Source organism: Zhouia amylolytica (genome assembly GCF_900116365.1).
Lineage (GTDB): Bacteria > Bacteroidota > Bacteroidia > Flavobacteriales > Flavobacteriaceae > Zhouia > Zhouia amylolytica.
Map to the genome: position 1 here is coordinate 212,929 of NZ_FPAG01000004.1, position 26,136 is coordinate 239,064.

General features: G+C 37.0%; 21 protein-coding genes. 12 read left to right on the top strand and 9 right to left on the bottom strand.

What is annotated here, in order from left to right; genetic code table 11:
* Position 1 precedes the first annotated feature (1 nt).
* From BM361_RS07880 to BM361_RS07890, 3 genes are all read right to left on the bottom strand, one after another.
* Positions 2-868 carry a DUF58 domain-containing protein gene (locus BM361_RS07880; RefSeq protein WP_038267476.1) on the bottom strand — a complete coding sequence of 289 codons (867 nt, stop codon included), beginning with the start codon at positions 866-868 and terminating at the stop codon, positions 2-4.
* Positions 869-962: 94 nt separating this feature from the next.
* The gene (locus tag BM361_RS07885) at positions 963-1,964 is read right to left on the bottom strand and encodes an AAA family ATPase (RefSeq protein ID WP_074978068.1); all 1,002 of its coding nucleotides are present in this window, start codon (positions 1,962-1,964) and stop codon (positions 963-965) included.
* Positions 1,965-2,118: 154 nt separating this feature from the next.
* On the bottom strand, positions 2,119-3,201 hold the full coding sequence (locus tag BM361_RS07890) for a DUF4382 domain-containing protein (protein WP_074978259.1): 1,083 nt from the start codon (positions 3,199-3,201) through the stop codon (positions 2,119-2,121).
* A gap of 321 nt (positions 3,202-3,522) precedes the next feature.
* Between BM361_RS07890 and BM361_RS07895 the strand changes: the two genes are divergently transcribed.
* The 8 genes from BM361_RS07895 to BM361_RS07930 all read left to right on the top strand — a co-directional run bounded on the left by BM361_RS07895 (position 3,523) and on the right by BM361_RS07930 (position 10,817).
* Positions 3,523-4,281 (top strand): SDR family NAD(P)-dependent oxidoreductase, encoded by a 759-nt coding sequence (locus BM361_RS07895; protein ID WP_074978069.1) that lies wholly within the window; start codon positions 3,523-3,525, stop codon positions 4,279-4,281.
* Positions 4,278-5,414 carry an ATP-binding protein gene (locus BM361_RS07900; RefSeq protein WP_038267471.1) on the top strand — a complete coding sequence of 379 codons (1,137 nt, stop codon included), beginning with the start codon at positions 4,278-4,280 and terminating at the stop codon, positions 5,412-5,414. Before BM361_RS07895 ends, BM361_RS07900 begins: the two co-directional genes overlap by 4 nt.
* 65 nt (positions 5,415-5,479) lie before the next feature.
* Entirely contained in the window at positions 5,480-6,211 is a 732-nt protein-coding gene (locus BM361_RS07905; protein WP_038267470.1) for a metallophosphoesterase family protein, read from the top strand.
* A 60-nt stretch (positions 6,212-6,271) separates the two neighbouring features.
* Positions 6,272-7,036 carry an exodeoxyribonuclease III gene (locus tag BM361_RS07910; protein ID WP_074978071.1) on the top strand — a complete coding sequence of 255 codons (765 nt, stop codon included), beginning with the start codon at positions 6,272-6,274 and terminating at the stop codon, positions 7,034-7,036.
* Between the two features lie 25 nt (positions 7,037-7,061).
* A complete protein-coding gene (locus BM361_RS07915) occupies positions 7,062-8,021 on the top strand; it encodes an OmpA family protein (protein WP_074978261.1) in 960 nt (319 codons plus the stop codon).
* Positions 8,022-8,097: 76 nt separating this feature from the next.
* Positions 8,098-9,132: an aldo/keto reductase gene (locus tag BM361_RS07920; RefSeq protein ID WP_074978073.1), complete on the top strand. Its 1,035-nt coding sequence runs from the start codon at positions 8,098-8,100 to the stop codon at positions 9,130-9,132.
* Positions 9,133-9,220: 88 nt separating this feature from the next.
* The gene (locus BM361_RS07925; RefSeq protein ID WP_074978074.1) at positions 9,221-10,138 is read left to right on the top strand and encodes a GlxA family transcriptional regulator; all 918 of its coding nucleotides are present in this window, start codon (positions 9,221-9,223) and stop codon (positions 10,136-10,138) included.
* Positions 10,139-10,232: 94 nt separating this feature from the next.
* Entirely contained in the window at positions 10,233-10,817 is a 585-nt protein-coding gene (locus tag BM361_RS07930; protein ID WP_074978076.1) for a DJ-1/PfpI family protein, read from the top strand.
* 150 nt (positions 10,818-10,967) lie between these two features.
* Here BM361_RS07930 and radA read toward each other — a convergent pair whose 3' ends face one another.
* The 6 genes from radA to panC all read right to left on the bottom strand — a co-directional run bounded on the left by radA (position 10,968) and on the right by panC (position 18,341).
* Positions 10,968-12,335: a DNA repair protein RadA gene (gene radA / locus BM361_RS07935; RefSeq protein ID WP_074978077.1), complete on the bottom strand. Its 1,368-nt coding sequence runs from the start codon at positions 12,333-12,335 to the stop codon at positions 10,968-10,970.
* A gap of 66 nt (positions 12,336-12,401) precedes the next feature.
* Positions 12,402-14,837, bottom strand: a complete 2,436-nt coding sequence (locus BM361_RS07940) for a glycoside hydrolase family 2 TIM barrel-domain containing protein (RefSeq protein ID WP_074978079.1) — start codon at positions 14,835-14,837, stop codon at positions 12,402-12,404.
* 150 nt (positions 14,838-14,987) lie between these two features.
* A complete protein-coding gene (locus BM361_RS07945; RefSeq protein ID WP_074978080.1) occupies positions 14,988-16,124 on the bottom strand; it encodes an alpha/beta hydrolase in 1,137 nt (378 codons plus the stop codon).
* Positions 16,125-16,163: 39 nt separating this feature from the next.
* Positions 16,164-17,126: a lysylphosphatidylglycerol synthase transmembrane domain-containing protein gene (locus tag BM361_RS07950; protein WP_074978082.1), complete on the bottom strand. Its 963-nt coding sequence runs from the start codon at positions 17,124-17,126 to the stop codon at positions 16,164-16,166.
* A gap of 3 nt (positions 17,127-17,129) precedes the next feature.
* Complete coding sequence (panD, locus tag BM361_RS07955) at positions 17,130-17,480, bottom strand: aspartate 1-decarboxylase (RefSeq protein WP_038267447.1); 351 nt, start codon at positions 17,478-17,480, stop codon at positions 17,130-17,132.
* Positions 17,481-17,492: 12 nt separating this feature from the next.
* Complete coding sequence (panC, locus tag BM361_RS07960; RefSeq protein WP_074978083.1) at positions 17,493-18,341, bottom strand: pantoate--beta-alanine ligase; 849 nt, start codon at positions 18,339-18,341, stop codon at positions 17,493-17,495.
* Between the two features lie 112 nt (positions 18,342-18,453).
* On the opposite strand from panC, the gene BM361_RS07965 reads away from it, so the two are divergent.
* From BM361_RS07965 to BM361_RS07980, 4 genes are all read left to right on the top strand, one after another.
* Positions 18,454-19,263 carry a glycogen/starch synthase gene (locus tag BM361_RS07965; RefSeq protein ID WP_038267442.1) on the top strand — a complete coding sequence of 270 codons (810 nt, stop codon included), beginning with the start codon at positions 18,454-18,456 and terminating at the stop codon, positions 19,261-19,263.
* Positions 19,264-19,276: 13 nt separating this feature from the next.
* Entirely contained in the window at positions 19,277-20,929 is a 1,653-nt protein-coding gene (locus BM361_RS07970; RefSeq protein WP_074978085.1) for a BamH family beta-barrel-assembly machinery protein, read from the top strand.
* A 62-nt stretch (positions 20,930-20,991) separates the two neighbouring features.
* The gene (glmS, locus tag BM361_RS07975) at positions 20,992-22,839 is read left to right on the top strand and encodes a glutamine--fructose-6-phosphate transaminase (isomerizing) (protein WP_074978087.1); all 1,848 of its coding nucleotides are present in this window, start codon (positions 20,992-20,994) and stop codon (positions 22,837-22,839) included.
* Between the two features lie 526 nt (positions 22,840-23,365).
* Entirely contained in the window at positions 23,366-26,122 is a 2,757-nt protein-coding gene (locus BM361_RS07980) for a TonB-dependent receptor (protein WP_074978088.1), read from the top strand.
* Positions 26,123-26,136: the final 14 nt, after the last annotated feature.

A 26,136-nucleotide genomic window follows, 5' to 3' on the forward strand; every position in this document is an offset into this window, starting at 1 on the left:
CTTATCCACGTTGCTTAAAATAACCTAACAACTTTTTTACATAGCTTTCATCAACACGGCAGCTTAAAACGCCACAGCCGCTTTTGGTAAAGGCATTTTTAAAATAGGCTTTTCGGCCTTGGTAAAACTTTGAATATTCTTTTCTGACAGATTTAGATTGAGTATTAACCAGCATAAGTTCACCGGTTTCTGCATCCTCCATCCTAACCATTCCTATATTTGGAATTTCTTCTTCACGTTTATCAAAAACCCTGATCCCGGTTACATCATGTTTTCTTCCAACAATCCTCAATGTATGTTGATAGTCATCAGTCATAAAATCTGAAAGAATAAATGTAATTGCCTTCTTTTTAATTACGCTTGATAGAAAACGAAGTGCTTCTGAGAGGTCTGTTTTTTTGCTTCTAGGCTCAAATTCGATAAGTTCACGTATGATTCTTAAAATATGAGACCTTCCTTTTTTTGGAGGGATAAAGAGTTCGATTTCATCGGAAAAAAGAATTAATCCAACCTTGTCGTTATTCTGCATTGCTGAAAAGGCCAGGGTGGCTGAAATTTCAGTTAATACTTCTTTTTTAAACTGATTGGAGGTTCCGAAGAATTCAGAACCAGATACATCAACCATGAGCATCATAGTGAGTTCACGTTCTTCCTCAAACACTTTAACGTAGGGTTCATTGTATCGAGCTGTTACATTCCAGTCGATTGCACGAACATCGTCACCATAAGTGTATTGACGAACCTCACTAAACGTCATTCCACGCCCCTTGAAGGTTGAGTGGTACTCACCTCCAAAGACATGGTCGCTTAAACGACGTGTTTTAATTTCAATTTTCCTTACTTTTTTTAATAGCTCTTTGGTATCCATCTTTGCATGTCATTCCGTCTCTAAAGACGTAATCTATTAGTGCTTCATTTGGGTTGGTTAGATTCCTGATGTTCTCAGGAATGACAACAATCGACTATGGTACTTCTACCTCGTTTACAATTTTATTAACGATGTCAACGGAACTGATGTTTTCTGCTTCAGCTTCATATGTGATTCCAATTCTATGACGGAGTACATCATGAACAACTGCTCTAACGTCTTCAGGAATAACATAGCCTCTTCTTTTGATAAAAGCATAGCATTTAGCTGCAGTTGCTAAATTAATACTTCCACGTGGAGAGGCACCAAAACTAATCAAAGGTTTTAAGTCTGCAAGGTTATACTTTTCCGGATAACGGGTTGCGAAAATAATATCTAAAATATATTTTTCAATCTTCTCATCCATATAGACTTCCCTTACTGCTTGTTGTGCATTTAAAATTTGTTCTAATGAAACCACTTGTTTGACATTTTCAAAAGCTCCTTTTAAATTCTGTCGAACAATCAACTGTTCTTCATTAAGTTTAGGGTAGTCAATAACTACTTTTAACATAAATCGATCGACCTGTGCTTCGGGTAAAGGGTACGTTCCTTCTTGTTCAACAGGGTTTTGGGTCGCCATTACTAAAAATGGTTTATCTAATTTGAAGGTTTCGTCACCGATGGTAACTTGTTTTTCCTGCATAGCTTCCAGGAGTGCAGATTGTACTTTCGCAGGAGCACGATTAATTTCATCAGCCAAAACGAAGTTTGCGAAAATTGGTCCTTTTTTTATAGAGAAATCATTTTCTTTGATATTGTAAATCATAGTTCCTACCACATCTGCAGGAAGCAAATCAGGGGTAAACTGAATACGGCTAAAAGAACCGTGAACAGCTTTTGATAAAGTGTTTATGGCAAGGGTTTTTGCCAGACCCGGAACACCTTCTAATAAAATGTGTCCTTGTCCAAGAAGACCAATTAACAAACGCTCTACCATTTGCTTTTGTCCAACGATTACTTTATTTATTTCTAAAGTAAGAGCTTCAATAAAGGCGCTTTCCTGAGCAATTTTTTCGTTAATAACACTAATATCAATAGTACTGTTTTCTTCCATCTTCAAGTTTATTTTTGAGGCGTTAATTTAATACGCTTATTAATTGAATGCAAATTGAAAATTTATTTACTGTCCTGCTGTTAACGATTGGTTAAAAAATAAAAGAGCAACCCTTTGATAGGCTGCTCTTTACAAAAAATTATGAATTATTAACTTATTCTAAAGTTATATCCTCTAAAACTGTGGTTTCTCCAAGTTTTACTTCTACGTCAGTTATTTCTTTAGAAGAAAGGTCAGAGCCTTCTTCCGGAGTAAGTGTAACCGTATAGGTTCCGGGAAGAATACCTTCTAAAGTAAAAGTTCCGTCTTCGGCAGTAGTTGTCGAAATCGATTCAACTTCTCCTTCCTCACCTCCCTCAACAGGAACTTCGACAGAAATATTTACTGAAACGCCTTCATTAAGTATTTTACCGGAAATAGATCCCGTAGTAACTTCTTCTAATTCAATTGTGCCCAGATCCAGGATTTCCCCATTAACTACTTCGATACCTTCAACAAGAGCATTTTCATACCCAGAATCTTCGGCTGTTGTTATCATAACTTCATGAGTCCCTTCCGGAACGCCATAAAGCATGAATACACCATTTTCGTCAGTGTAGGCAGAAATTGTAGTTTCTTCATCTAGTACAATGGAGGCCATTGATTCGAAATCAGAAGGTGTTACAGTTCCGGTTACTATTCCTGAAGAAACTTCAGCACTTAATCTTAAAACAGGTTTTAAAATATACTTCCCTGAGTTTCCCGCTTGAACAATTGATTTATCCGCATCGAAGTCTATGGTAAACTCATAGCTGAAACCGGCTTCCAGTTCTTGATTAAGTTTTAATTTCAAACCTGATTGTTGAGCACTAGGCGTATCCAGATCAATTTCTTCTCCATCCACAACAATAGTGTTGTTGTCACCTAAGATCAGGCGAATTTGATCAACCATACCAGAAGGCACTTCATTGTCAGCTAAAACAACATTAACACCTCCGGTTAATTCCAACAAATCATAGACGCCGGAGTTTATTTCTCCAATACTTTCCCAAGCTCCATTTTCGTCATATTGAACCATTACGTCCTGGACATCAATATTAACAGCATCATAATCCCCCGGAGCATCCGTTAGTTTCACAACAATATGCGAAGATCCGTCGACTTTTGTCGCTCCATCATCTTCACTACATGCAACAAATAATGTTGTAAAGGCGATAAGACTTAGGGTTTTTAATAAATTTTTTTTGAGTGATTTCATAGATAAGACTTTTGTTATTATTATTTTCATATGGTAATTTATATACGGCTCTTAAAAGAGTTTAGATGTTAAAAAACCTTAAAACACTATTGATTGAAGGGATTTCTCAAGTATAAATTATTTAAAATTTTCTAATGTTACTGTTATAAATTCTTGGCTATAGGGGAGTTTAGCCTATGATGCTTTGTTTGTATAGCATGTAGATTAAATCGGCAGAAAAACTATAAATATAGATTGCTTACAAAATCTGTGATAGTATTAATTCGCTGGGATAGAGAAACAATTTAAGAAAAAAATACAATAAAATCTAAGAAAAGTATAATGAACAATAAGACAGCTTTAATAACAGGTGCATCAAGTGGGATTGGTCTCGCAACAGCCAAAACATTTGCGGAAAATGGAATTAATCTCATTCTGTGTGGTAGAAGACAAGATCGACTGGAGCGTTTAAAGAACGACCTTACATCTAAAGTTTCTATTCATTTGTTAAATTTTGATGTTCGGGATAGAGAAGCTGTTTTTAATGCTTTCGATTCATTGCCTGATGCTTTCAAGAGAATAGATATTCTGATTAATAATGCCGGTAACGCTCATGGTTTGGATTCCATAGACGAAGGAGATATTGATGACTGGGATATGATGATGGATATTAATGTAAAAGGCTTGCTATATGTAACAAAAGCTGTTCTGCCTCAAATGACCAAAAGAAAGGAAGGACATATTATAAATATTGGATCAACTGCAGGTAAGGAAGTATATCCAAATGGGAATGTTTATTGTGCTAGTAAGCATGCGGTTGATGCGTTGAATCAGGGAATGCGAATTGATCTTAATAAATTTGGGATTCGGGTAGGAGCTATAAATCCCGGAATGGTCAAAACGGAATTCAGCGACGTACGATTTAAAGGAGATAGTGAACGTGCCGATAATGTTTACCGTGGTTTTCAGCCTTTAAGTCCCGATGATATTTCAGAGATCATCTATTTTGTTGTTTCACGTCCGCAACATGTTAATATTGCAGATCTTGTGGTTATGAGTACAGCTCAGGCCTCATCTACTATAGTTAATAAAGAGTTATGATTAACAAACGCCTTTTAGTTAAAAACCTTCTTTCCCATAACGATGAAAACAGCTTTTATGATAAAAAGCGGTATGTTAATATTGGAGATAAAGAAGGGAAGGCTAAATTTTTAAAACACGTTTGTGCTCTGGCTAATTCTAACCCATTTAATAATTCTTTTATTGTGGTAGGAGTGGAAGATGCTACCAATGAAATTCTGGGAGTTGATTTTTTTGATGACAGTAAAATTCAAAATCTCGTGAATGCTTATTTGAGTAATCCGCCGATGATTTCTTATGAAAACATACCCTTTCCAAATTTGCCAGAAGGAAAAGTAGTTGGTCTTGTAACGATAAAGTCTACCGGAGCCTTATGTGCCCTTAGAAAGAATATCTGGAAGTATTGGGGTGGAACAGTGTTTTTCAGAGAGGGGAGCATAAGTATGCCACAAAGTTTTAACGTTGAAATAAAAGACGTTAACGCATCTATTGTAGCAGAAATAGAGCAACATGCGAGCAATAACATAGAATTAACTTTAGACGGGGTAATTGATTTTTTAAACAATCGTCATGCCGATCTGGAGTCTAGCTATAAGGTTTTTAAAGAACAGTTTGTGGTTTGTTGGGCAGGTCAGACCAAAAAAGTAAATGAAAATGTTTATTATTCAAGGCTTGATATCGAGCTTATAAATGAGCAGGTTAAGCTTTTTTATTCGGCTTTGGATGAAGTGGAAGTCACGGTTACAGAAGACATGTTCACCATTACGGAATATGTGCAATTGGGATTGAACGATCAACAAAAGTATTATCCATTGGAGAAAGTGGTAATTAAATTTAAAAACAACGGGACCTATAAAATAGATAGTACTTTGTTATTTGAACCTCCTCAATTCGATCGTAAAATGCTGTATCATATCTTTAACAATAATAATTCAATACTTGAAAAGTTAAAGAAAGGAGTCACCTTAAATGCTCAGAATAAAAAAGATATAAAAAATCTGCCTGCAACCCATCTTATTTGTTTTTTAAATGGATTTGAAGGCGCTAAGCAAATGCTTGAAGATTATAGATGGTTTGTTAAGGAGTATGATCTAAAAATTTACAGATCATTAAAAGAGGCATTAAGAATTTTAAGAAAGGTTAAATATGCTTAATCAGTATTACAACTTTTTTTTGAATAGAAACTCAACAGCTATCTTTGTTTAAAAAGATTTAGTTTATGCCTCAAAGAACTTTAGTTGTAGGAGATATTCATGGTGCTTTCAAGGCATTGATACAGGTGCTGGAAAGAGCAGGAGTCAGTCAAAATGATAAATTGATTTTTTTAGGGGATTATGTTGATGGATGGAGTCAGTCTCCAGAGGTGATAGATTATCTAATAGAGTTAAATAGTAAAAACGAATGTGTTTTTATAAGAGGGAATCACGATGATCTATTCCGAAAATGGCTGGATGAGAGAAAGCATAACCCTCAATGGCTAATTCATGGTGGTCAGGCAACTCTTGATGCGTATAATCTGTTGGAAGAAAATATTGTTAATATTCATAAGGGTTTTTTAGAGTCATTAGAAAATTATCATTTGGATGATAAAAATCGTCTTTATGTGCATGCCGGGTTCACAAATCTTCATGGGGTAGATTATGAGTATTTCCCTAAAATGCTTTATTGGGATCGATCGTTATGGGAAATGGTATTAGCCCTGGATCCTGAATTATCTAAAACATCAGATAGGTACCCTAAACGTATTCAGCACTACAAAGAGATTTACATCGGGCATACCCCGACAACCAGGATAGGTCAAACCAAGCCTGTTAAAGCAGCCAACGTTTGGAACCTGGATACAGGAGCCGCCTACAAAAGTCCTCTCACCATAATGGATGCTGATACCAAAGAATTTTGGCAAAGTGATAATGTAAACTTACTATATCCGAATGAAAAAGGAAGAAACTAGTTTCTTTTCATTCTCGCAACAAAGTGAAATTACTATTTTAGCCTTCATAAAATGATTTAGATGAAAATTATTTCCTATAATGTTAATGGTGTTAGAGCCGCGCTAAGAAAAGGATTGATAGATTGGTTGAAGAGCGCTGACCCCGATGTACTCTGTTTGCAAGAAATTAAGGCTATGAAGGAACAAGTAGACCTTGATTTATTCGAGGAAATAGGGTATAAGTATCACTATTGGTTTAGTGCTGAAAAAAAAGGATATAGTGGAGTAGCAATTCTTTCAAAAAAAGAACCAGATCATGTAGAGTTTGGAACAGGAATTGATTATATGGACGCTGAAGGCAGAAATCTTAGAGCTGATTTTAACGGTTTGTCGGTGATGAGTTTGTATCTGCCATCCGGGACTAATTTGGCTCGCTTGGAGCATAAGTTTAAGTATATGGATGATTTTCAGGAATATGTGGACGGTCTGAAACAGGAAAAGCCAAATTTGGTAATCTGTGGAGACTATAATATATGTCATCAAGCTATCGATATTCATGATCCAGTGCGTAATGCAAAAGTTTCTGGTTTTTTACCTGAAGAGCGTAAATGGTTAGATGGATTTATTAATAAAGGGTTTATCGATAGTTTCAGGTATCTTAATAAAGAACCTCATAATTATTCATGGTGGACTTACAGGGCAAATGCAAGAGCCAATAATAAGGGTTGGCGTATTGATTACAATATGGTTTCAGAACCTTTGCAAGAAAATATTAAAAGAGCCGTTATATTACCAGAAGCAAAGCATAGCGATCATTGTCCTATAATGGTTGAACTGGATGTTTAAAATAGAATCCCCCAAAATTATACTTATGTTAAAAAAAATATTTGTTGGAACAGTGTTAATTGCAATGGCATCTTCTTGTGTGTCATCCAAAGTTTATAATGATTTAGAAAGTCGTTATGCAAAATTGAGACAGGAGAGAAATGAGTTAGCTAATGAGAATCAGGAGCTTGAATCGACTAATAACAAATTGAATAATGGTGTTAGGGTCCTTCAGGAGGCTTATGAGAAGGTGGTTGCTGAGCGCGATCAATTACGTCAGGATTATGAAGCTACCAAATCTCAATTGACAAAGCTGCAAGAATCTTATGATGCCTTAGAGAAACAAAGTAGTTCTGCAATTGCAGAAAATTCAAGGAAGAATAGAGAGTTGTTAACACAACTGGAAGAAAAGGAAAGAGTTTTAGCGGAAGAACAGGCTCGACTAGAACAACTAAAATCCGAGTTAGATAGTCGCTCCCAGAGGGTAAATGAACTGGAAGGTTTAATAGCATCTAAGGACGCGGCAATGAGACAATTAAAAGATGCTATTTCAAAAGCACTCTTAGATTTTGAAGGTAAGGGACTCACCGTTGAACAAAGAGATGGGAAGGTTTATGTTTCTATGGAAAATAAATTACTGTTTCAGAGTGGGAGCTGGGCTGTAGGAAGCGAAGGTCAGAGGGCCGTTCGCCAATTAGCAAGTGTGTTGGCTCAAAATCCGGAAATAAATATCTTAATTGAAGGTCATACAGATAATGTACCATATCGCGGTAATGGATCTTTAGATGATAATTGGGATTTATCAACTAAAAGAGCAACCGCAATTGTGAGATTGCTTGTGAAAAACACTGGGATTGATCCTAACAATCTTACTGCTGCTGGACGAGGGGAGTATGCTCCCGTTGCTTCAAACTCTACTGTTGATGGGAAAGCTAAGAACAGACGTATTGAAGTGGTGTTAACCCCGAAGCTTGATGAGGTTACAAGATTGTTAAACGATATGTAGAATAATATTGATTCTTTAACTTTGAACCTCGCGTTATGCGAGGTTCTTTTTTTTTAAATAATAAATTATTTGCACTATGAAGTATACAAAACTACCTAATACGGATCTAAAAGTTAGTAAAATATGTTTAGGGACGATGACCTGGGGCGAGCAGAATACAGAATCAGAGGGGCACGCTCAAATGGATTTAGCCGTTGATCAGGGCGTGAATTTCTTTGATACTGCTGAATTGTATTCTGTGCCGGCAAAAAAAGAAACTCAGGGTTCAACCGAAAGTATTATAGGGAGCTGGTTTAAGAAAACTGGCAAACGTGATCAGATCGTTTTAGCTTCGAAAATAGCAGGACCTGGATTTTCCAACAGTCATATTCGAAATAACGGATATAGCAAAGAAGCTATTACAGAGGCGATTGATCAAAGTCTATGTCGCTTGCAAACTGATTATATTGACCTGTATCAATTACATTGGCCTGAGCGTAACACTAATTTTTTTGGAACCCGGGGGTATGTTCATCAGGAAGATGAGAAATGGAAAGATAACTTCAGCGAAGTTTTAGTGACTTTGGAAGGATTTATCAAACAGGGAAAGATAAGACATATAGGGCTTTCGAATGAAACTCCATATGGTATTATGAGGTTTTTGGAGGCAAGTAAAGAAAATGATCTGCCGAGAATTTCGACGGTACAAAATCCGTATAGCTTATTGAACAGGTTGTATGAAATAGGGAGTGCCGAAATTTCTATGCGGGAAGATATCGGTCTTTTACCTTATTCACCGTTGGGTTTTGGTCGTCTTACGGAAAAACACATTCTGGGAACTCCTAAGGATTCAAGAATTGCATTATTTCCGATGTTTAGCAGATACAATGGGGAGAACTCTAAAAAGGCAGCTAAGATGTATTATGACCTGGCAAAGGATAACGGATTATCATTAGCTCAAATGGCCTTGGCATTTGTGAATCAGCAGCCATTTGTAACCAGTAATATTATTGGTGCAACGAATTTGGAGCAATTAAAAGAGAATATAGATAGTGTACATGTTGATTTAACTGCTGAAATAATTAAAGGGATTAACAAAATTCATGAATTGGTTCCAAATCCGGCGCCATAATAATAAATTCAATAAGGAGATTTTTCTCGTTCTGTTTTGAGAATGCCCTGAAAGTTTCGATGTAATACTCATTAAATTTATCTCAAGGATGCAAACAGTTTATTTTTATATAACCAATCAGGTTCATTTACTTGATTTAAGTGGTGTTTTGCAAGTATTTCAAGAAGCTAAAGAGTTAGGGTTTGATTATGGTTTAGAATTCATTAGTGATCGTCCTGTAATTAATAGTTCTGCAGGATTAAAGCTGAATTCCTTAGTTCATTATAGCGAAACCCAGCCGGGCGAAAAAGATTTTGTTTTCATACCCGGATTTAATACAGAGCAGAGCGATACTCTTATGGATGGAGCTCCTTTTTTTGAATGGCTAAGAAATGTAAACAATCATGGGGCTACTATTTGTAGTATTTGTACTGGTGCATTTCTTTTAGCAAAGTCAGGTTTGTTAGACCATAAGATGTGCACCACTCATTGGAGATATATTGATCTGTTGAAGACTAAGTTCCCTTTTGTAAAAGTCAAAAACAATAAATTATTTGTACAATCAGGTAATATTTTCACTAGCGCGGGGGTGGCCACAGGTATAGACTTAGCTTTGTTTTTAATTGAAGAAAGCCATGGAAAGCTGAATGCAATCAGGATAGCTAAAGAATTGGCAGTATACATAAGAAGAAATGGAACTGATGAGCAGGAGAGTGTTTTTTTACAGTTTAGAGACCATCAAGATCAGAAAGTACATATAGTTCAAGATTGGATAATTCATAATTTAGAGAAAACTTCCACCCTAGAGTCATTAGCTGAAATAGTTCATACAAGTCCTAGAAATTTATCTCGTATTTTTAAAAAACATACAGGAGTGACTATTGCTGAATATCGAACAAAGTTAAGAGTTGAAAAAGCTACAAGTTTGGTAGAAGATTCAGGATATAAACTGGACTATATTGCGCGGTTGTGTGGTTACAAAACATCCCGTCAATTACGAGAAGTTTTAGATAAAAGTTCGCTTTGACATCTTCGTTATGTCTCAAAACCTCCAACTAATGTCCTTTTCTTACATTCAATAGGCGGTTACATTTGTTGTTGCTAATCATTAAATTAAATTCATGAAAAAAAATGTAGCTATTCTTGTTTTTGATGACGCTGAAGTATTAGATTTTTCAGGTCCGTTTGAAGTTTTTGCAGTAGCATCACAAGTGCATGATCATAAGCTTTTTAATGTTTTTACTGTCGCAAAAACGCAAGAATCTATTACGGCAGTAAATGGTCTTTCAGTGAACCCTAATTATTCTATTAAAGATACTCCTAATATTGATATCTTAATTATAGCAGGTGGGCAGGGGACAACTCCGTTACTTAAAGACGTTGAAATTTTGAAATGGGTACAAGAGGTCCATAAAACGACAGCTTTAACTGTAAGTATATGTTCTGGTTCTAGAATTTTAGGAAAGCTCGGACTTTTAGATAATAAATCATATTGTACACATCACCAGGTTTATGACAGTATGCAGGAAATTGTTCCTACAGGTATTCCTGAGAAGGAGAAGAGGTTTGTGAATTCTGGAAAAATTTATACCTCTGGAGGTATATCAGCTGGAATAGACCTTTCTTTTCATATCGTAGAAAAATTACACGGTAGTAAAATCACGAATAATACTGCTAGGTATATGGAATATAATAGGGTCGATTAAAAAGAAAAAAATCAAGTATCGAGAATGTCTCTCAGGTTCGTTCAGTTTTTTAAAAAAGAAGTTAAATCTTTAAGGGTTATATGATTTAAAAAAATGATTAATGACACCGGGATTTTTAATAATCTGTACGCTCTCTGGGGCTGAGGTGCTTTACCCAAATAATTCATCAACCACATCTTCAATACGAGCAACCAGCTTTACCTGAATTTGTGGTTTTTTTACGGTTATCTTATTGTGTTTGGATACAAAAATCTTTGCGAATCCAAGTTTTTCAGCTTCCATAATTCGTTGATCGACCCTTTGTACAGGTCTTATTTCGCCAGCAAGGCCAACTTCGGCAGCAAAACAAACATCCTTTTCTATAGAAATGTCTTCGTTACTTGAGAGGATTGCGGCAATAACACCAAGATCAATAGCTGTATCATCTACTGATATTCCGCCAGTTATGTTCAGGAATACATCTTTCGCTCCAAGTCTGAATCCTGCTCGCTTTTCAAGTACAGCTAATAGCATATTAAGGCGTTTGGCATTGTAACCCGTAGTACTTCGTTGGGGTGTTCCGTATACTGCAGTACTCACCAGAGCTTGAATTTCTATCATTAACGGACGCATTCCTTCAAGGGTAGCAGCTATGGCAGTTCCACTTAGATCCTCGTCATTTTTAGAGATAAGTATTTCAGATGGATTAGAAACTTCACGTAAGCCATTGCCAAGCATTTCGTAAATGCCCAATTCTGAGGTAGATCCGAAGCGATTTTTCAAAGCCCTCAGAATTCGATACACATGATTTCTGTCTCCTTCAAACTGAAGTACAGTGTCAACCATGTGTTCTAATATTTTTGGTCCGGCAATATTCCCATCTTTGGTAATGTGGCCTATTAGAATAACCGGGGTCGCAGTTTCTTTTGCAAATTTTATAAGTTCGGAGGTGCATTCACGAATTTGAGAAATACTTCCTGCAGATGATTCTATATAATCTGTGTGTAGTGTTTGTATGGAGTCAATAACAAGAATATCCGGTTCAGTAGCTTCAATCTGCTTGAAGATATTTTGAGTTTTAGTTTCGGTTAAAATATAACAATTCTCACTTCTGGGATTAATGCGTTCAGCCCTCATTTTAATTTGTTGAGCGCTTTCTTCACCTGATACATAAAGGGTTTTGTATGGGAGTTTTAGAGCGATCTGAAGCAATAAGGTGCTTTTCCCAATTCCTGGTTCTCCTCCCAAAAGGGTAACAGAACCAGGAACGACTCCGCCACCTAAAACACGATTAAATTCATTGTCTGAACTGTTCATTCGAAGCTCTTCAACCTGATTGATCTCAGCAACTTTTTGAGGTTTTGGAGCTTTTTTGTTTTTGGCATTGGTAATATTTGAATTCCAGCTTTTTTTGTCATCCTTTTGAACTAGTTCTTCTGCAATGGTATTCCATTCTTTACATGCGCTGCACTGCCCTTGCCATTTGGCATACGAAGTGCCACAATTTTGACAAAAAAAGGTGGTTTTTACTTTGGCCATACTGATTTTTTAAACCCGAAAGTTACGAATTACTTCTTGACTCTGGTGATGGTGATTTGTAATATTTTAATTTTCTGAGGAAGTTGAATTCAGGGCAATTTTTCCGCTTTTCAATTTCTTTCCTGTTACCTTTAACTCTATTGGGCCACTTTCATGAGTCGATTGAACGATTACCACCAATTTACCGCTGAACAGTTTCATGGTAGGTTGGTGGAATAGTTCCAGGGAGGTTGGATCTCCATTACATGCTGCTCTGTAAGCTCCTGCACCCTTAACTTTGAAGTTAAGCTGATTAGTTGCTGTAGGACATGGATTGCCATCTTTGTCAACAACTGATACCGTTACAAAAGATAGGTCTTTCCCATCTGCTTTAATAGTTGTTCTGTCGGCATCCAATACTATTTGATCAGGTGCTCCTGCTGTTTTAATTTCTTTCTCTGCAATTGGTTCTCCTGCTTTGTTAAAAGCAATAACTTTAAGTACTCCCGGTTCGTACTTGACATCCATCCACATCAGTCGATAACGGTTTTGAGGAGTACTGTGGTTCTTTTTTTGAACGCCAAGGCTTTTCCCATTTAAAAAGAGTTCAGCGCTGTCGTAATTTGTATAAACAAAAACAGGGGTGGTTTTGCCTTCCCTTCCTTCCCAATTCCAATGCGGTAGTATGTGAAGCGTTTCATTTTCTTTATTCCAACGACTCCTGTACAGGTAAAAACGATCTTTTGGCAGACCTGCAAGATCATTTATGCCAAAGTAAGAGCTTCGTGAAGGCCACATTTCATCATAAGGTGTTGGCTCTCCGAGGTAGTCAAAGCCGGTCCAGACAAATTCGCCAATTACCCAATCTTTGTCATCTTGTAATGCGAAATCATCGTCCGGGAGATTAGACCAGCTACAATACTCCAGATCATATGAAGAGGATTGGTAGTCTTCATATTGCTTCATAGAGGCTTTTTTAACTGGGAATTTATAGACACCTCTAGAGCTAACCGTAGAAGCAGTTTCTGAGCCTAAAATAATTCCTTGTGGAAATTTGTCGTATGCTTCTTCGTAAAGATGGACCCTATAGTTTAATCCCGGAATATCAAGTACTGCCCCGAAGCCGGATTCCATGGTAGCTTTGACTTGATCCATTCCTACGGTTACAGGTCTTGTTGGATCCTCTCTGTGGAAAATATCCTGAAGCCATTTGGCGCGTTTAACTCCTTCGGTGCCCCATTGGTCAGGAACTTCATTTCCTGAGCTCCACATGACTATAGAGGGGTGGTTTCGGGTAGCATGAACCAAATTAATAATATCTTTTTCTGCATCCTCCTTAAAAAATCGGTTATAGCCATTCTTTACCTTAGGTTTAGCCCATTCATCAAAACTCTCGGCCAGGAACATAAATCCCATTTCATCACATAGTTCTAATTGTTCAAGAGAAGGCATATTATGAGAACTCCTGATGGCATTTGCTCCCATGTCCTTTAGTATTTTTAATTGTCGTCGTAATGCAGCTTTGTTTACCGCAGTTCCTAGCGGTCCCAGATCGTGATGTAAACAAACACCTTTGAATTTTGTGATCTTACCATTCAAGCTAAATCCTTTTTCTGCTTCGTATTTAATTGACCTGATTCCAAATCTGGTGCTGATTTTATCTTTGAGTTCGCCGTTGCTATATAGTTCAGATATGGCGGTATATAAATAGGGAGTTTCAGGACTCCATAGTCTTGGGTTTAAAACAGCTAAGTTTATTTCGAATTCATTTCCGAAAAGAGAGGAGGAGCTTTCATTCGCCACTTCATTTCCTTCATTATCTATAATTTTAGTTCTGAGTTTTAGATTGTTGCCACTAACTTTGGATTTGATTTTCACCTTGGCGTTATTTTCAGAAATAAATGGTGTTGTTATGAAGGTGCCCCATTGATTGAAACTGGTCTTGTTTTTTGTAATGATACTTACATTCCGGTATAAGCCAGCTCCGGGATACCATCGAGAGGATTCACCTTTATTAGATATATGTACGGCTAAGGTGTTTTTACCCTCTACTATGTAATCGGAAATATCGAAGTAAAAATAACTGTACCCATAATTCCAACTACCTGCCTTTCTGCCATTGATAAAGACTTGTGGTTGGCTCATGGCTCCTTCAAAGACAATGAGTGTTTTTTGGGTTTCCTTTAAATCAGGAATCAAAAACTCTTTTCTGTACCATGCTTCGCCTATGTATGGCAGCGCACCTGTTCTTCCAGTTTTTTCGGTCGGAACTTGTTCGCCATTTTGTACGATGGCAACTGATTGCTTGTCAATTTCCTTATCAAAAGGTCCATATATGGCCCAGTCGTGCGGAACGGTAACGGTTTCCCATCTGGAGTCATTGAAGTCTTTAAGGTGTGCGTTAATAATAGTCCCTTTTTTAAACTTCCAGTCCTCCGACAATTCTATGGTGTCACGTTTTTGTGAACATATAATTGTGGGAAGAGTAAAGAGCAGTATTAGGAGTGGTTTAAGGGTCTTCATAGTGGATATAAAAAATTTAGAAACCGAAAAATACAAATTCGGCTGATTTCTCTATCTACTATCAGACTAGTTGTTTGTTGAAAGTTAATATAGTTTTAAATTCAGTTATTGGTTCTATAAAAATAGAAGGATTCAACATTGTATTAAATACTACCAACCGAAATCTTCCTTTATGCTTTGGATGCGTTGTAAAGCAAGATCTTTAGTGATAAAATCAATTTCCTTCATCCCGAAAGCTTTTTCATAGGTACGCATAGCTTTTTTCGCTTCCCCCATTTGTTCGTGATACTCTGCTTCCAGGAAAAACCCAAGCATGGTTTCCGGGAACTCATTTTTTGCAATTCTGCTTAATTCTTCTAATGAAGGGAGGTCTTTATTTTTTTTGGTGGCAGCGTAAATGGCCATAATGTCATTTAACAATACCGGTTTTTTAAATCCAAAAAGCGACTCCATGGTTTGGTATTTGTCATAGAGGTAGTTGATAACAGGGCCTTCATATGTTAACACCTTTGTTTGGTATTCTTCTTTACTAATAGGCTTGTAGATTTCAAAAAATTGATTTAAAGCTTTTGGAATCCCATAAGATGCCAGGCTGTAGTGATTAGTATTTTCAAAATCATCAAAATAATAATGGATGTTTTCGTTATTGATTAATCTTAGTTGAGCATTGAAATATTTTGCTCCTTGAATATTCTCTTTTTTATCGTTAGATGAAGTGGCAAGGTAGTAGAATATCATATCTTCATAACCCTTTAAACGCTCCAATAAATAGTCTTCCATTCTTGGGGCATAAGAAGGGGATAGGTTGATATATGCTTTGAACAAGGGTTCGCCTTTAAGCAAATAGTAATTGGTGAAATTTCCAGTAATTCCGTGACCTACAATAGCTCTGAAATTCGCTAAACTGTATTCTTTTTGAAGCGATGGGATAAGTTCCATTCCCAGGTATTCAAAAAAGCGATTCCCTTTTTTCTCCGGAAGGCTGTTTTCGCCATATTGAGAGTCAGCATCCCGTAGGCCTTTTTGTTCAATTCCTACCACAATACTCTCCGGCATATCGCCATTATAGTTCAGAAATTTACAATTCGCAACTACGACATCAAAAAGGTAATCAGCGTCTAAAACTACAATTAGTGGGTATGATTTTTCGGCATCGTAATTTTCAGGTATGTATAAGCGAAGATTTCTTGTCTCATCAAGTTTCAGTGAATAAGACTTAGTGTTTTTTATTTGTGCAATACTAGCTAAAGAGCATAGCAGAAGCACAAAAGTTAAGTACTTTTTCATGGTTATGTTTGTTCGATTTGGATTACCGAAGATAATAAATTATTTATTTCTATTGTATACCGGAAGTAATAATAGTGATAGTCCTCCAAAGAGAAGTATCATTACAAATTGAGAAATCCATACGATCCAACCGAAGGCAGTGCCCACTGTCGCAGAGATGCCAAAAAGCAATAATATTTCTGCTATAAAGAATGGATATGAGCCAAACCCGCCATTAGTAAAGGCTATGGCAAAGCTGCCAACCACAAAAGCAGTTATTACTGTTGAGAAGGAAAAAGAAGATGTTTCTTCCAGTGCAAATATGCAAATGTAGAACATGGCCACATACATGATCCAAATAAACACGGTGTGAAAAATAAAAGGCCATACTTTTTTCATTTTAAGAATAGCAAGAAGACCTTCTTTTAAGCCAGCAATTAACTTTCTTATTTTGAGACTGATCTTGAAATTCGTTTTATAAATGAAGAAAAGACCCGCTATACCTAAAAGCGTTAGGGTGATTCCGGCTATTAAAAGTTTTTGAATAGGTATAATTTCAAGAAGAAAGTCTTTTAAGGCATCAAATTGAAGCGCGAATGCCAGAAGTACGATAAAGCCTAGTACTAGCACATCGGCTATTCTCTCGGCTACGATAGTTCCGAAAGCTTTGTCAAAAGGCACATTGTCATATTTGTTAATTACAAGGGCTCTTGATACCTCGCCCGATCTTGGAATGGCAAGGTTAAAGAGATAGGCAATAAAAACAGCCATAGCATTATTAGCCAATTTGGGTTTATACCCCAAAGGTTCCAGCATAAAATTCCATCTATATGCCCTTGATAAGTGACTGAAGAATCCAAACAATAACGATAGTAAAAGAAACCAGTAATTAGCGTTTTTAAAATGGTCCTTGATTTCGGTTAATTGGTCTGGTGTGAACTTGCTGTAAGAATACCATATTAAAAAAACTCCCAACAATAGTGGGAGTACAATTTTTAATATTTTAACTGTTTTCTTTTTCAACGATTATTTCAAGGTGTTGTTTGTCTCATTTGGGAAAATCAAAGTAGGCTTAAAGTTTTTAGCTTCTTCAAAATCCATGATTCCATAAGATATAATGATGATGACATCACCTTTCTGTACCCTGCGAGCTGCTGGGCCATTAAGTGTGATTTCTCCACTATTTCGGTTTCCTTTAATCGCATAAGTTTCAAGGCGTTCTCCATTGTTAATGTTGACGATTTGAACTTTTTCTCCTTCAATAATATTGGAAGCCTCCATTAGAGCTTCATCGATCGTGATGCTACCAATATAGTTCAGTTCTGCACCTGTTACGGTGACTCTGTGAATTTTTGATTTTACTACTTCTATTTGCATGTGGCAAAGTTATTAATTTAAGGCGATATTATCTATAAGTCTCACGCTGTCTGCATAGACGGCAATAAAGGCCCTATATTTCTCATTATCTCTTTTTCGTTCTATCGGTTCTAAAGTATCTGCATTTGCAATTTCTATATATTCTAAATCAAATAAAGGTTCTTGTTTGAACTTTTCTTTTATCCAATTTGTGACATCAAGAGCACTTTCCGTGCCAAACTTTTCTTTGGCTTCAAGGAGTGTCTTGAAGATAAAAGAAGCTTTTTTTCGTGTTTCTGAGGGAAGTCTCTCGTTTCTTGAACTCATTGCCAAACCATTATTTTCACGTTCTATAGGGCATCCTACGATTTCAACAGGCATATGATTTTTTTCTACGAGTTTTTTGATAATTAGTAATTGTTGGTAATCTTTTTCACCAAAATAGGCTTTATGTGGATCAACAATTTCCAGTAGTTGTTTTACGATGGTTCCTACTCCGTCAAAGTGTCCGTTTCTGAATTTACCTTCCATTTCGTGTTCCAGGCCATCATAGTCAAATTTTTGAGCATTAATGTTGTTCGCATAGATCTCTTCGACGGATGGAGTGAAGACAATGACCTCAGAATTAACTTTTTTTAAGGTTTCCAGGTCTTTTTCTAAAAAGCGAGGATATTTTTCTAAATCGGACTTATTGTCAAACTGTGTAGGGTTAACAAAAATACTAACCACGACAAGGTTGTTTTCGGCTGAAGCCCTCTTCACTAAAGACATGTGTCCACTATGCAAGGCTCCCATGGTAGGTACTAAACCAACCGTTTTAGACTTCATTCGCTCCTCTTTTAAAAAAGAAGAAAGCGGTTGTTTTTGTTTAAATATTTTCACTTTAGAAAAAATTAACAGCGTGCAAAGCTATATAAATTAAACTAATTCAGCATATTTTTTATATTTTTGCATGCCTTAGACTCAAACTGTAAAAGAAAAACATATAGATTTTATGACAGACAAAAGAGTATTATTTGTCGCTTCTGAAATGATTCCTTACTTGCCGGAAAACGAAGTATCATCGTTGGCCTATGAAAGTCCAAGAATGGTGAATGACAGGGGAGGACAAATACGAATCTTTATGCCAAGATTTGGAAACATCAACGAGAGAAGACATCAGCTTCATGAAGTAATCAGGCTTTCAGGAATGAATTTAGTGGTAAACGATATGGATATGCCACTTATTATCAAGGTTGCTTCTATTCCTAAAGAAAGAATTCAAGTTTATTTTATCGATAACGAAGAGTATTTCAAAAGAAAAGCTACTTTTTCAGATGAAGAAGGTAATTTGTTTCCAGATAATGATGAGCGCGCTATATTCTTTGCAAAAGGAGTCATTGAAACGGTTAAAAAACTGAATTGGAATCCTGATATTATTCATGTTCATGGTTGGATGGCTTCTTTGTTGCCGCTTTATTTAAAAAAGTATTACGGTGATGAACCATTGTTTGCAGAAAGTAAAATAGTTACTTCTGTATACAAGAAAGGTTTTGAAGGCACGTTAAATGAAGAGATGTTGAGTAAGGTCAAGTTTGATGGAATTCAGGATGATGATGCTAAGTGGTTGGAAAATCCAAATTACGATGCATTAATGAAAGTGGCGGCAGATTATTCTGATGGAGTTATTGTTGCTTCGGAGGAATTGTCTGATGAATTGAGTGATTATATTTCAAATTTATCGAAACCAGTCTTAGGTTATAAATCGATATATGAGTTTGAGGATGCGTATCACCAGTTCTATGAGGAGAAAATTTTAAGTTAATCAGAAACAACGTATGAGATTTCAATCTAATAAACTTCTGAACACACTACTTGTATTAGGTAGTGTTGTTTTTTTTATAGCCTGTGATGAAGAGTTTAACACCATAGGTTCAGACATCTTCGATGAGAATGATCGTGTAGCAGATGCAACCTATGAGGTTTCGGCTGTTAATAATAAAATGGACAGGATCCGAACTGATAATTTGCCAGTATTCCAATTGGGAGATTATAAAGATCCTGTGTATGGGAAGACGAACTATGAATTTATTACTCAGGTTAGTTTATCTTCAACCGTTTTTGGTAAGTATTCCCAGGAGCTGGAAGATAATTCAGATGCGGATGATTCAGATGCCACCATTGTTGAGAATGAAACGGTGAGTAGTGTGTATTTGTATATTCCGTTTTTTTCTGAGGAGGTAGAGGATACAACCAGTACTGAGGTTGATGAAAATGATCCTAAGGAGTTTACTTTAGATTCGATTTACGGAAATATGGATCAGGAGTTCAACCTAAAGGTTCAGGAGTCCACCTACTATTTAAGAAGACTTGATCCAGATCAGGAATTTACTGAAGCTCAGGAATATTATTCTGATGGTGATCTTAAGTCTTTCAATACTACCGTGATTTATGATGATGTATATAAGATAGACCCTTCAGAAATTCTGTTTTTCGAAAATGAAGATGATCCGGATACGGAAGATGAAGACGAGTCTCAAAATGTATCGAGTCGATTGACGCCGGGTCTTTATGTGCAATTGGATAATGCTTTTTTTCAGGAAAAGATTCTCGATATGGAGGGTAATTCAGTTCTTGCAAATTCTGATAATTTAAAAGATTATTTGAGAGGGTTTTATTTTTCAATTGATTCTCCTACCGATGATTTATTGATGTTGTTAGATATTGAGAATGCCAATATTCGTATAAATTATGATTACGATGAATGGGATAATAATGATACAACAGATGATACTTCTGATGATCAAATTGTTACTTCCAGTGGTAATATTACCTTAAGTCTTTCTAGTAACGGAAATGATGTACATGTAAATTTCATTGAAGAGTCGGCATATCCAGCAGTCATTACAGAGCAATTGAATAGTGCGGAAGATGCGTCCAGAATTTACTTGCGTGGAGGGGCTGGAGCCTATGCGGCATTAGATCTTTTTGTTGGAGAAGACCTAGAAGCATTAAGAGCTGAGAACCGATTGGTAAACCAGGCTGATCTATTGCTTTATATAGATACCGAAGCAATGAATTCTTATGGTGATCCTATTTATCCTGATCGTTTGTTCTTGTATAAACTAGAAGAAGGGGAGTCAATTGTAGATCAAGTTGCTGATGTTCAGTTGGATGCTGGAGGAGCCATATATAGCGGTGTATTGGAATTGGATGAAAATGACAATCCATGGCGCTATAGATTTGGTGTAACTGAACATGTTACCGAAATTTTAAGAGGGGATAGCGAAAACGTAACACTAGGTTTGTCATTTACTGCAGATGTGACTAACTTTAATTACGTTGCTGCAACATCTGAGGGGAATGATATTATGGCTCCGAAGACTGCAGCTATAAGTCCGTTAGGTGTTATACTTTACGGTAATAATATTTCTCAGGATAATAATGATAAAAAATTAAGGTTAGAACTATATTATACTAAGACAAAATAGCGCACTCCCCCACACAATAGCACAATAATTAAACACAATAAACTCAAAAAAAACTAACTATTATGTGTGGAATCGTAGGTTATATAGGCCATCGACAGGCGTACCCTGTTATTATTAAAGGCCTTGAAAGACTTGAATACCGAGGGTATGATAGTGCAGGTGTTGCTCTCTTCGATAAGGGAGAAATAAGCCTAAGTAAAACGAAGGGTAAGGTTGCTGATCTTAAGCGTATTTCCGAAGCCAATTCCAATACCCAAGGGATGTGTGGGATTGGTCATACGCGTTGGGCAACCCATGGTATTCCTGATGATTTAAATGCCCATCCTCATTTTTCTAATTCTGGTAATCTAGTTATTGTTCATAACGGAATTATTGAGAACTATGACGCTATAAAGAAGGCCCTGATTGGTCGAGGTTATACTTTTCATTCGGAGACGGATACGGAGGTTTTAATCAATTTAATTGAAGACGTTAAAAAGAACGAACAGGTTAAATTAGGTAAGGCGGTTCAGATAGCATTACAGCAGGTTGTAGGTGCTTATGCTATTGCTGTTTTTGATAAAAGTAAACCGGATGAAATCATAGTTGCAAAACTAGGAAGCCCGTTGGCGATTGGTGTTGGTGAAGAGGAGTTTTTTATTGCTTCGGATGCCTCTCCATTTATTGAGTATACTAATAATGCTATTTATTTGGAAGATGAACAAATGGCTATTGTTAGATTGGGTAGGGATATCAAGGTTAGACAGATTGAAAATGACGCTTTGGTAACTCCTTATGTGCAAGAGCTCGAGATGAGTTTAGAGCAGATAGAAAAAGGAGGGTATGACCATTTCATGCTCAAGGAAATTCACGAACAACCTGAGGTTATTAAAGATACTTATCGTGGACGAATGATTGTTAATGAGGGCATTGTTAAGATGGCGAGTATTGATGATCACCTTGAGAAATTCTTAAATGCAAATCGTATTATTATTGTAGCCTGTGGAACTTCATGGCATGCAGGCCTGGTGGCGGAATATATATTCGAGGATTTAGCCAGAGTGCCTGTTGAAGTGGAGTACGCTTCTGAATTCAGGTACAGGAATCCTATTATAACATCGAAAGATGTGGTTATTGCTATCTCTCAATCTGGAGAAACGGCAGATACTCTTGCAGCCATTAAACTAGCCAAAGAAAACGGAGCTTTCGTTTATGGGGTGTGTAATGTGGTAGGATCTTCTATTGCCAGAGAGACTAACTCAGGGGCTTATACTCATGCCGGACCGGAAATAGGGGTTGCTTCAACAAAAGCATTCACTACGCAAATTACGGTATTGGCGTTAATAGCGTTAAAACTTGCATCTGAAAAAGGCACGGTTTCGAAATCTGAACTCCATCAGAAATTGGCTGAACTGGAGAGTATGCCAAGAAAAATTGAAGAAGCCTTAAAGGTGGATGATCATGTGAAATATATCTCTTCTATTTATAAGGATGCTGCCAATTTCTTGTATTTGGGAAGAGGTTATAATTTCCCGGTGGCGTTAGAAGGGGCTTTAAAGCTCAAGGAGATATCATATATTCATGCGGAAGGATATCCGGCTGCTGAAATGAAGCATGGGCCGATAGCGCTTATTGATGAACAAATGCCGGTAGTTGTAATAGCTACTAAAAAAGGACATTATGAAAAGATTATCAGTAATATTCAGGAGATTAAATCCAGAAGCGGTAAAATTATAGCTATTGTTACTGAGGGTGATGAAGATGTAAGGGCACTTGCGGATCATGTGATTGAAGTTCCTGAAACTTCGGAGGCTTTATCTCCGTTGGTTAATACTATTCCATTGCAATTACTGTCTTATCATATCGCGGTAATGCGGGGATGTAATGTAGATCAGCCAAGAAATTTAGCTAAATCAGTTACAGTGGAGTAACTATATATATTTTTTATAAGATAAAGGCCGTCTAAGCATGCTTAGATGGCCTTTTTTAATCTGTAGCTTTCCTTGGTGAGATTTTGATTTTTTAAAGTTGATTTCAGAGCAGTATGTTCAGCGTGTGCAGTTGATCATTCTCCTTTTTTAAACCTCTTTTAGTTGTAATGATCTATAAGGATAACATAGGGATATAATGGGGATAATATGGGGATAACATGGGGATAACTTTGCTTTTTGTAAGAAAAAGCCTCGCTTTTGTTATGGGGGATTGGGGCCTTTACCTTTGTTTTTTAGGTCCTTGGTTTAGACGGGAGTTTAACGTTTTGGTCATGATTTTCTTTTGAAGCCATCAGTTGTTTTGAGTACCATATAAGGGGTTTCGAAAAACGCTTTATGATGTTTAGTTTAAGGAGCTATTAGTGTAAACTGTCTAATTTTAACAATACGTCAATTATTTGATTAAAAAAATCGTAAATAGAAAAAATATGTATATTGTTCTTGCATTAAAAACAAACTAAGTATGATGAGAACATTATTTTGTGGGCTTTTGATGTTATTCAGTCTTTGTGCGTTTTCGCAAACGACAATAACAGGTAAAGTAGTCGATCAAGACAATCAGCCCATACCCGGGGCTAATGTGGTAATAATTGGTAAAGCTGAGGGGGCAGTAACCGATTTCAATGGGAGATTTTCCCTAACCACTGATCAAACACCTCCATTCAAACTTCGAGTTACAAGTATTGGGTTTTCTTCTGTTGAGCTTGAAGTGACTTCTGATAATCAAAATTTAGATATTATTCTTGAGGAAGCTCAGACCCAGCTGGATGAGATTGTGGTTTCTGCTTCCAGAACACCTGAAAGGATCTTTGAATCGCCGGTAACTGTTGAGCGATTTGGATTAAAGGAAATTAAGAATGCAGCTGCTCCGGATTTTTATTCGGGGTTGGAAAACCTAAAAGGAGTTGATATCAACACCAATAGTTTAACGTTTCAATCGATCAATACCAGAGGGTTTGCGACTTTTGCGAACAACCGTTTTGTGCAATTGGTGGATGGAATGGATAATACTTCTCCTGCCTTAAACTTTGTTTTAGGAAATTTATTGGGAATGACAGAGCTCGATGTGAATAGTGTTGAGTTGTTGCCCGGTGCTTCTTCTGCGTTGTATGGGGCTAATGCCTTTAACGGGATTTTGTTTATGACCAGTAAGGATCCGTTTAAATTTAACGGTTTGAGTGCGTATGCTAAATCGGGGTTTACTTCTCAAGAAGCTGCCGGAGATAATCAATACTATGATTTCGGTATTCGTGCTGCTCATAAGTTTTCAGATAAATTCGCTGGAAAAGTAAACTTCTCCTATTTAAACGGGACTGATTGGTGGGCTGTAAGTGAAGAAGATGTTTTGAATCCTGGGAGAACTCGTGCGCATCAAAATTACGATGGGTTGAATATTTACGGGGATGAAGTAAGTACGAATATCAGAGCCGTGGGAGCGGCTTTGGCTGATATGGGACTTATTCCTTCCGGTGCAGAGAATTTATTGCCTGATGAAAATGTGAGTCGAACCGGTTACGCCGAAAGAGATCTGACTGATTATAATGCGGAGAGTGTTAAGTTTGACGCCTCGTTACATTACAGACCATTTGCAGATGATTTTGAGATCATATATCAAGGAAAATTAGGTAAAGGAACTACTATTTACCAAGGGTCGAACCGTTATTCTATTAAAGATTTTTTTCTGCAACAACATAAATTGGAATTCAGGAATGATAATTTCTTCGTTAGGGGGTATATAACGAGTGAAGATGCAGGTGATTCATATGATATGAGATTTGCAGGTATTAACATCAACCGTGCGTGGAAAGATGATTCAACCTGGTTTGGTGAATACGCAGGGGCTTACCTTCAGGCTTCTCTTGCAGGGGCGAATTCGGAGCAGGCTCATATGGTGGCGCGCCAAACGGCGGATACCGGTAGGTTGATTCCGGGTACAGCCGCATTTGAGTCTACCTTTAACAGGGTGATAAGTGATCCTGACTTTACTAAAGGAGCGCAGTTCAAGGATGAGACTAAGATGAGGCATGTAGATGTAAATTACAATTTTTCACATTTAACTGATGACTTTGCGGAAGTACAGGTTGGGGGGTCTTTCAGAGAATATGTTTTGAATTCATTTGGAACGATCTTTACGGATGCCAACGGTCCGATAAGTTATTCGGAAATTGGTGCGTATGCTCAAATTCAGAAAAAATTCGCAGATGATCGTTTAAAGGTGACTGCATCAGGGAGGTATGATAAATCACAACTTTTTGATGGGTTCTTTTCTCCTCGGTTGTCATTAGGTTACACTATGGGGGGAGCCCGTAATCATAATTTAAGAGCATCTTATCAGACGGGATTCAGGAACCCTACTACCCAGGATCTTTTTATCGGTTTGGATGCCGGCAGAGCTATTTTGGTAGGGTCGGCTGAAGAAAATCTCGACAGGGATGTTAGGGAATTCAGAGTGAATAATATTGCTGCCAATGGCGGGAATGATACCGCTACGATTCTTGGACGTGAAGCTTATGAAAATTCATTTACTTTAAATTCTGTAAATAACGGAACCTTTCAGAAATCTGATGTTTCTTTAGTTGAGCCGGAAAAAGTGCAGTCTTTTGAGGTTGGTTACCGTGGTGAGGTAAGTAAGGTGACGATTGATTTAAGTGTGTACTATAATATTTATGATAAGTTTATAGCGAATGAGACTGTTATTGTTCCGTTCTATGGCGAAGTGGGTGATAACTCTTTGTCTTTGCTGGCCATGCAGAGTGGCGACTTCAAACCTTATCAGACTTATACGAATTCGGATGCTGATGTAAAATCTTATGGTGCCTCGATCGGGCTTGATTATAGGATTTTTGGAAATTTTGATTTAGGAGGAAGTTATACGTATGCTAAACAAGATTTTGATCAGGCTTCTGCTCCTGACTTCAGAACAAGTTTTAATACTCCTGAGCATAAAGTAAAGGTGTCATTTGGCAATACGGATCTTTTTGAGAATTTCGGATTCAATATCGATTACAGATGGAGTGATTCATACTTTTGGCAAGCTACTTTTGCTGACGGAAATATTTCATCATACAGTGTTTTTGACGCCCAGATTAACTACAGGGTTCCAAGTTTGAAGTCTACCTTTAAGGTGGGAGGTTCTAATATTGGTGGGAAGGATTATTTCACTGCCATAGGAACAGGGTATATAGGATCTCAATTTTATGTTTCCTGGGTAATCAATAATTAAAAGAATTCATTTAA